Origin of the sequence: Sphingomonas sp. (genome assembly GCF_035758555.1) — a bacterium.
Taxonomy (GTDB): Bacteria; Pseudomonadota; Alphaproteobacteria; order Sphingomonadales; family Sphingomonadaceae; genus Sphingomonas_B.
In genome coordinates this window covers 1-7749 of sequence record NZ_DASTXI010000203.1, presented here as the reverse complement: position 1 = coordinate 7749, position 7749 = coordinate 1, and the positions used below count along the sequence as shown (strand labels likewise).

Genomic DNA, 7749 nt, shown 5'->3' with positions numbered 1-7749 from the left:
GCCATCGGTACCGAAATGGCGGTCAAATTCGCCAAGGAAGCGGCGCGATTCCAGAAGGTTCCGGGACTCTCCTTCGACACGAAGCGAAAGCTGGACATCCTGCGCGGCGGCCTGGTGCTGCCGGCGCCGACCACGCCCGGCGCCGCGACCGAGCTCAACGAGATCGCGACCCGGCTGAACTCCACCTACGGCAAGGGCAAGGGCACGCTGCACGGCAAGCCGATCAGCGGCAGCGACATCGAGGCGGCGATGGGCACCAGCCGCGACCCGGCCGAAACGAAGGAGATGTGGGTCAGCTGGCACGACAATGTCGGCAAGCCGATGCGCGCCGACTATGTGCGCATGGTCGAGATCGCGAACCAGGGCGCGAAGGAGCTCGGCTATCCGGACACCGGCGCGATGTGGCGCTCGCAATACGACATGCCGCCCGACGAGTTCGCCGCGCTGACCGACAAGCTCTGGAACCAGGTGAAGCCGCTCTATGACGAGCTGCACTGCTACACGCGCGCCAGGCTGAACGCGAAATATGGCGACGCCGTCCAGCCGAAGACCGGCCCGATCCGTGCCGACCTGCTCGGCAATATGTGGGCGCAGGAATGGGGCAATATCTATGACGTCGTCGCACCGCCGGGCACCGGCGACCTCGGCTACGAAGTCGGCGACCTGCTGAAGGCGAAGGGGTATGACTGGAAGAAGATGGTCGAGACGGGCGAGGGCTTTTACTCGTCGCTCGGTTTCGCGGAGCTCCCCGACACCTTCTGGAAGCGCTCGCTGTTCCTGAAGCCCGCCGATCGCGAGGTCGTCTGCCACGCCTCGGCCTGGGACGTCGATAACCTGAACGACCTGCGCATCAAGATGTGCATCAAGGTGAACAGCGACGACTTCACCACCATCCATCACGAGCTGGGCCACAATTACTATCAGCGCGCGTACAACACGCAGCCCTTCCTCTATAAGAACGGGGCGAACGACGGCTTCCACGAGGCGATCGGCGATTTCGTCGCCTTGTCGATCACGCCGCAATATCTGGTGAGCATCGGCCTGCTCGACCCTGCGAAGGTGCCGAGCGCCGACAAGGATATCGGCCTGCTGCTCCGCCAGGCGATGGACAAGGTCGCGTTCCTGCCGTTCGGCCTGCTCGTCGACAAATGGCGCTGGGGCGTGTTCTCGGGCCAGATCAAGCCGGCCGACTACAACACGGCCTGGACGGCGCTGCGCTTGCAGTATCAGGGCGTCACGCCGCCCGCACAGCGCGATCCGGCGACGTCGTTCGATCCGGGCGCGAAGTATCACGTGCCGGGCAACACGCCCTACACGCGCTATTTCCTCGCGCGGCTGCTGCAGTTCCAATTCTACAAGGCCGCGTGCGAGCAGGCAGGATGGAAGGGCCCGCTGCACCGCTGCTCCTTTTACAACAACAAGGAAGTCGGCCGCCGCCTGAACGCGATGCTGGAAATGGGCGCGTCCAGGCCCTGGCCCGACGCGCTGGAGAAATTCACGGGCACCCGCGAAATCTCGGGCGATGCGATGGTGGCCTATTTCCAGCCGCTGATGGCGTGGCTGAAACAGCAGAACAAAGGCCAGAAATGCGGGTGGTAGTGGCCCAATCCTCCCCTCAGCTGTGCTGAGGGGAGGGGGACCGCTCGCCGCAGGCGAGTGGTGGAGGGGCCGCAGCGTAAGCGAGGACGCAGCACCTCCGCTTCGCTCCGGCCCCTCCACCGCGCTTCGCGCGGTCCCCCTCCCCGAGCAAGCTCGGGGAGGATCTTACGGCAGCCGCTCCGGCACCATGTTCTCGTCGGCAATCATCGCCTCGAACTGGGCGCTGGAATCGGAGCCGTCGGTCTGGTGCGCGGCGAGCGCGCGTTCGGGTTCTTCCCTGTCGCTGCGCCGCCGTTTGGCCAGCGCATAGAGCGTCGCTGCGACCCCGCCCAGGATCGCCACCGCAGCCCAGGGCCGCATCTGCGCCTCCAGCGCGAGGCTCTGCTTGCGGACATAGCCATCGCGGTTGCTGTGGATGTGACCGTCGCGGCGCGGCCGGAACAGGTTGTCCGCCTCGCCCTTGCGCGGCGGCTTGTCGGTCGTCTGGATCGGGAGCCCGAACAGCTCCATCACCTTGTCGGTCAGGCCGGGGGCAAGGTTGCCAGCCTTGCTGATCATCAGCCCGGCGCCGCCGACCGTCATCTCGCGCTTCCTGTTCTCGGCCGCGAACAGGATGGCGCGTGCGACCAGCTCCGGGTCGTAGACGATCGGCGGAATCCTGGCGGGTTCGTCGAGCTTGTTGCGGGCGTGCTCGGGATAGGGCGTGTCCATGCCGTTCGGCTTGATCAGCGTTACCGAAACCGGCGCGCTGTCGGCCTCCAGCTCCATCCGCAGCCCATCGGTGAAGCCTTTGACCGCGTGCTTCATCGCCGAATAGACGCTCTGGTAGATCATCGTCCGCTCCGACAGCACAGAGCCGACATTGATGATCGCCCCGCCGCGTTCCTTCAGCTCGCGCGCCGCATACAGCGATGCCGCGACCAGCCCGAAATAGCCGACGTCGAACACCCGGCGGTGCTCGTCCATCGAGGTCTCCTCGATCTTGCCGTAGATCGCAACGGCGGCGTCGTTGACCCAGGTGTCGAACGGCCCGAACCGCTCGGCGCAGAAGCCGCCGATCCGCTCGGCCGCTTCCTCATCGGCGATGTCGAGCGCGAGTGCTGCCGCACGGCCGCCCTTCAGCTTGATCTGCTCGACCGCTTCGTCGAGCGCCTGCTTGTTGCGCGCGACCAGCACGACGCGGGCACCCGAATCCGCGGCTCGGCGGGCCGTCGCAAGGCCGATCCCGCTCGACGCGCCGGTGATGACCATAATCTGTTCGGCAAGCGGCTTCAGTCGCCCGGGCATAGTGTGTCCTCCGGCTGGTTGCCGGGGGAACGCGTGAAGGGAGCGGCGTTTCCCTTACCGGAACGGCGGCTCGTTGAATGCGCGGAGCTTGCGGCTGTGCAGCTTGGAGCCTTCGCGGCGAAGCTCGGCGCAGGCCTCGATGCCAATCCGCATATGCTCGTTGATCGCGCGTTCGTAGAAGCGGTTCGCCTGGCCCGGCAGCTTCAGCTCGCCGTGGAGCGGCTTGTCGGACACGCAGAGCAGCGTCCCGTAAGGCACGCGGAAGCGATAGCCCTGCGCCGCGATCGTGGCCGACTCCATATCGACGCCGACTGCGCGGGAGAGCGAGAAGCGCAGCGCCGACTTGCTGTAGCGCAGCTCCCAATTCCGGTCGTCGGTCGTCACGATCGTGCCGGTGCGCAGGCGCCGCTTCAGCACGTCGGCGTTTTCGCCTGAAATCGTTTCGGCGGCGCGGTAGAGCGCCTGCTGCACCTCGGCGATCGCCGGGACGGGGATCTCCGGCGGCAACACATCGTCGAGCACATGATCGTCGCGCAGATAGGCATGCGCCAGCACATAGTCGCCGATCCGCTGGCTCGGCCGAAGGCCGCCGCAATGGCCGATCATCAGCCACGCCTCGGGCCGCAGCACGGCCAGATGATCGGTGATCGTCTTCGCGTTGGAAGGTCCGACGCCGATATTGACCAGGCTGATGCCGGAGCGGTCGGGCGCGGTCAGGTGCCAGGCCGGCATCTGGTGGCGGCGCCATGCGAAATCCGCGACCGCCTTGTCGGGGTCGACGGTCTCCGGCGTCATATAAAGGCCGCCGGGACCGGACAGTGCCGTGAACCGGTCATCCTCGCCCAGCGTCTTGCACGCCCATTGGACGAACTCGTCGACATAGCGGTGATAGTTGGTGAACAGGATATAGCGCTGCACATGCTCGGGCGGCGTGCCGGTATAGTGGCGCAGCCGGGCCAGCGAGAAATCCGTGCGCAGCCCGTCGAACAGCGCCAGCGGGCGCGGCAGCTCGCCGTCCGCGGCCGGGATGCCGTCCGCGATCTCATCGCCGATATGGGCAAGCTCGGTCGCCGGAAACCAGCGCGCGAGCTCGGCCGGCGACACGCCTTCCAAGGTCAGGTCATGCCCGGGGTCGAGCACATAGGGGAAGGGGATTTCCTGCCGGCTTTTCGAGACTTCGACGGTGACGCCATAGCCTTCGATCAGCAGGTTCAGCTGTTCGGTCAGATAGTCGGCGAACAGCCGGGGACGGGTCACCGTGGTCGCGTAGGTTCCCGGGGCGACCAGCCGGCCGAACGAGCGGATCGGCAGCGGCGTCGGCCCGCCGCCGCGGAAGCGCAGGCGCAGCTCCGGGTAGCAGAACAGCCCGTCCTTTCGGGCCTTGCGGTCGGGCTTGGTGCCATCGAGCGCGAATGCGGACATGGCGGCCTGCAGCGCCTCGACCGCCTCGTCATAAATGCGCGCGAGTTCCTCGATCAGCGCGCCTGGATTCTGTTCGATCTTCTTCTCTGTCATGGCGAGTCGTTAATGGCCCGCCATGACAGTGGCAAGTCACGCCTTGTCGGTCGTCTTGTCCGACCGGCCGCTGCTCATCTTGTCGCGCATCGTGCCGGCCGCTTCGACGATCCGGTCCTTGTTCATCACAGCCGCAGCCGCCGCAGCGACGCCGCCGATCACCGCTGCCGTGGTGCCCGGATTGTTCTTCACCGCATCGACGCCGCCCTGGAACAGCGTGCCGGCACGTTCCTTCAGATCGCTTGCCCGGTCGGCCATCGTCGTGCCGCTTTCGCTGCGGTCCTGGCCCGATTGATTGTTGTTCGCCATGCTAGCCTCCATTGAATAGTCGGACGTAACAACCGACCGCAAAGCGCGTCCGTTCCGCCGATCAGAGGCGTTCCAGCATATACTCGGCAGAACTCACCTTGAATTCGCCGGGCTGCTCGACGTTCAGCTGCTTCACCACGCCGTCGTCGACGACCATCGCATAGCGCTGGCTGCGCGTGCCCATCCCGAATTTGGCGAAGTCCGCGTCGAGGCCCAACGCCCTTGCGAACGCGCCGTTGCCGTCGGACAGCATCGTGACCTTGCCCTCGGCCCCGGCCTGCTTCGCCCAGGCACCCATCACGAAGGCGTCGTTGACCGCAGTGCAGGCGACTTCATCGATCCCCTTGGCCTTCAGCTCGTCGATCTTCTCGAGGAAGCTCGGCAGGTGGCGCGCGGAGCAGGTCGGCGTGAACGCGCCGGGAACCGAGAACAGCGCGATCTTGCGGCCCTTGAAATACTCGTCCGTCTGGACCGCATCGGGTCCGCTCTCGGTCACTTTGATTAGGGTCGCGCTGGGCAGCTTGTCGCCAACCGTGATGGTCATCATCATCTCCTGATCGCGCCCGATTCGGGCCTTGCACAGCCTCGTGTCGAGGCGGGGGAGGAGCGTCAAGGGATTGGGCTCCCCCGCCGCCGTGCCTATAACGGGTGCATGACTCCCCCGTTCCTGACCGGCCAATTATTGCTCGCCATGCCCGGCATCGGCGATCCGCGCTTCGAGAAGGCGGTCATTGCCGTCTGCATGCATGACGAGCGCGGCGCGCTTGGCATCGGCATCGGCCGGCTGGCGCCGCGCCTCGGCTTTCACGCGCTGCTCGAACAGTTCGACATTCCGGCGGGCGATTCGGCCGATGCGCCGGTGCATCTGGGCGGACCCGTCGATCCGCAACGCGGCTTCGTGCTGCACTCGCTCGACTGGGGCGGCCAGGACACGATCGAGGTGGACGGCCGCTTCGCGCTCACCAACACGATCGACGTGCTGCGTGCGGTCGCGGAAGGGAAGGGGCCCAGCCGCTGGCTCGCCGCGCTCGGCTATGCCGGCTGGAACGAAGGCCAGCTCGACGAGGAAATGACCCGCCACGGCTGGTTCACTGTCCAGGCGACGGACACGCTGCTGTTCGACACGCCCGTGGAGCAACGCTGGGGCGCTGCCTTCCAGAGCGCGGGTGTCGACCCGCGCCTGCTCAGCGCGAGCGCCGGCCAGGCCTAGTAGCGAACGAAGAACAGCATCGCGACGCCGACGCCGATCGTCATCACGATCGCTCGCAGCACGAACGGGCTCACCACGCTGGCCAACCGCCCGCCCAGGGCGCCGCCGATCAGGGCGCCGGCAGCCATTGCTGCCGAGGCGCTCCAGACCACCAGTCCCGATCCGGCGAACATCAGCACGGCCGAAAGGTTGGCGGACAGCGACAGCGCCTGCTTCAGGCCGTTGAGACGCGTCAGGGTGTCGTCGAGGGTGAGACCGAGCACGGCCAGGAAGATCACGCTGAGCCCGGCGCCGAAATAGCCGCCGTAGATCGCGGCCAGGAACACGGGGACGATCGCCCAGCCGATGCCGAGCGCACCGGAGCGGCGTTGCAGGGCGCCGCGAATGCGGTCCTGGATGCCCAGCAACAGGCAGCCGCCGAGCAGCAGCCACGGGACCAGCGCCTGAAAGATCTTCTCGCTTCCGACGAGGATCAGATAGCCGCCCAGCAGTCCGCCGATGAGCGCGACCGGAGCGAGCAGCCACACGCGCGGAGCTTGCCCCTTCAGGTCCCGCGCCTGTCCGATGATGCCGCCGATATAGCCGGGAAACAGCGCGACGGTGTTGGTCACGTTCGCCGCGACGGGCGGCACGCCGGCCGCGATCAGTGCCGGAAAGGTCAGGATCGACCCGCCGCCCGCCAACGCATTGATCGCGCCGGCGCCGACCGCGGCCAAGGCCAGCAATACGAGCTCGGCTGGGCTCAGGCGGCGAGCCTCAGCTCGAGCCGGCCCCAGATTTCGACCAGCGCATCGGTCAGCTCGCGCATCATCTCGGGCGTATGCGTCGGTCCCGGCGTGAAGCGCAGGCGTTCGGTGCCGCGGGGCACGGTCGGGAAGTTGATCGGCTGCACATAGACGCCGTATTCGGCGAGCAGGATGTCGCTGATCCGCTTGGCCTCGACCGGATCGCCGACCATCAGCGGCACGATATGGGTTGTCGAGTTCATCACCGGCAGCCCGGCGTCGCGGAACATCGCCTTCAGCGTGGCGGCAGCGGCCTGCTGGCCCTCGCGCTCGACGCTCGATTCCTTCAGGTGCCGCACGGATGCAAGCACGCCCGCGACCAGCACCGGCGACAGCGACGTCGTGAAGATGAAGCCCGGCGCATAGGAGCGGATCACGTCGACGATCACCTTGTCGGCCGCGATATAGCCGCCCATCACGCCGAACGCCTTGCCCAGCGTCCCCTCGATGACGGTGATGCGATGCGCGACTTCGTCCCGCTCCGAAATGCCGCCGCCGCGCGGTCCGTACATGCCGACCGCGTGCACTTCGTCCAGATAGGTGAGCGCGCCGTACTTGTCGGCGAGGTCGCAGATCGCGGCGATCGGCGCGACATCCGCGTCCATCGAATAGACGCTCTCGAACGCGATCAGCTTGGGCGTCTCCGCGTCCTCGGCAGCAAGCAGTTCTTCCAGATGCGCAAGATCGTTGTGGCGGAATACCCGCTTCTCGGCGCCCGAGTTGCGGATCCCGGCGATCATCGAAGCGTGGTTCAGCTCGTCGGAAAAGATCACGCAGCCGGGCAGGATCTTGGCGAGCGTCGACAGCGTCGCTTCGTTCGAGACATAGCCCGAAGTGAACAGGAGCGCCGCTTCCTTGCCGTGCAGGTCGGCGAGCTCGGCTTCCAGATCGACATGGTAATGGGTGTTGCCGGCGATGTTGCGGGTGCCGCCGGCGCCGGCGCCGACATCGTGCAGCGCTTCTTCCATCGCCGCGATCACCTTCGGGTGCTGGCCCATCGACAGATAGTCGTTCGAGCACCAGACCGTGATCGGCTTCGGCCCA

General features: G+C 66.5%; 8 protein-coding genes. 2 read left to right on the top strand and 6 right to left on the bottom strand.

Annotation, left to right across the window (positions count from 1 at the left end; genetic code table 11):
- Window positions 1-1599: M2 family metallopeptidase (locus tag VFT73_RS12340; RefSeq protein WP_326411537.1), on the top strand; the 1599-nt coding region annotated here is incomplete at its 5' end.
- 165 nt (window positions 1600-1764) lie between these two features.
- On the opposite strand, the gene VFT73_RS12335 is transcribed toward VFT73_RS12340, so the two are convergent.
- The 4 genes from VFT73_RS12335 to VFT73_RS12320 form a co-directional block, all read right to left on the bottom strand.
- Complete coding sequence (locus VFT73_RS12335; protein ID WP_326411534.1) at window positions 1765-2886, bottom strand: SDR family oxidoreductase; 1122 nt, start codon at window positions 2884-2886, stop codon at window positions 1765-1767.
- Window positions 2887-2940: 54 nt separating this feature from the next.
- The gene (locus VFT73_RS12330; protein ID WP_326411532.1) at window positions 2941-4401 is read right to left on the bottom strand and encodes an AMP nucleosidase; all 1461 of its coding nucleotides are present in this window, start codon (window positions 4399-4401) and stop codon (window positions 2941-2943) included.
- Window positions 4402-4437: 36 nt separating this feature from the next.
- Window positions 4438-4710, bottom strand: a complete 273-nt coding sequence (locus VFT73_RS12325; protein WP_326411530.1) for a hypothetical protein — start codon at window positions 4708-4710, stop codon at window positions 4438-4440.
- A gap of 61 nt (window positions 4711-4771) precedes the next feature.
- On the bottom strand, window positions 4772-5254 hold the full coding sequence (locus tag VFT73_RS12320) for a peroxiredoxin (protein WP_326411528.1): 483 nt from the start codon (window positions 5252-5254) through the stop codon (window positions 4772-4774).
- 108 nt (window positions 5255-5362) lie between these two features.
- Between VFT73_RS12320 and VFT73_RS12315 the strand changes: the two genes are divergently transcribed.
- A complete protein-coding gene (locus tag VFT73_RS12315) occupies window positions 5363-5920 on the top strand; it encodes a YqgE/AlgH family protein (protein WP_326411526.1) in 558 nt (185 codons plus the stop codon).
- Here the strand turns inward: VFT73_RS12315 and VFT73_RS12310 are convergent.
- Together VFT73_RS12310 and hemA are read right to left on the bottom strand one after the other, a co-directional pair.
- On the bottom strand, window positions 5917-6645 hold the full coding sequence (locus tag VFT73_RS12310) for a sulfite exporter TauE/SafE family protein (RefSeq protein WP_326411524.1): 729 nt from the start codon (window positions 6643-6645) through the stop codon (window positions 5917-5919). The two genes, VFT73_RS12315 and VFT73_RS12310, sit on opposite strands and share 4 nt — an antisense overlap.
- Window positions 6646-6662: 17 nt before the next feature.
- Window positions 6663-7749, bottom strand: a 1087-nt coding sequence (gene hemA / locus VFT73_RS12305) for a 5-aminolevulinate synthase (RefSeq protein ID WP_326411522.1), incomplete at its 5' end; no start/stop codon positions are given.